The following is a 287-nucleotide window of genomic DNA, read 5'->3' on the forward strand; positions in this document are numbered from 1 at the left end:
GCCCTCGCCGTAACGGTCGCCCCAATGCTGGTCGGAATGCTCGCCAACGCCGTACGCGAAGCCGTACGCATACACACGCTCGACCCAGCCCTTCATGATCGCCGGCATCGAGAACCACCACAGCGGAAACTGCAGGATCACCGCGTCGGCCCACTTCAGCTTGTCCTGTTCGCGCGCGATGTCGTCGCGTTGCGTGCCCGTCTCGAACGCACGCTTCGAATCGAGCGCGGGATCGAAGCGCGCATCGGGCGCACGGTCGGTCACGTCATGCGCGTCGAACGCGGCCT

1 protein-coding gene is annotated in these 287 nt (G+C 65.9%); it reads right to left on the reverse strand.

All coding sequences use genetic code 11. The annotated features are described in order from the left end of the window. A partial coding sequence (locus SB764_RS39400) for an NAD(P)H-dependent oxidoreductase (protein WP_410866666.1) occupies window positions 1–287 on the reverse strand: 287 nt, incomplete at both ends.

The sequence above is a fragment of the Paraburkholderia sp. SIMBA_027 genome, assembly GCF_046535315.1.
Taxonomy (GTDB): Bacteria; Pseudomonadota; Gammaproteobacteria; order Burkholderiales; family Burkholderiaceae; genus Paraburkholderia; species Paraburkholderia tropica.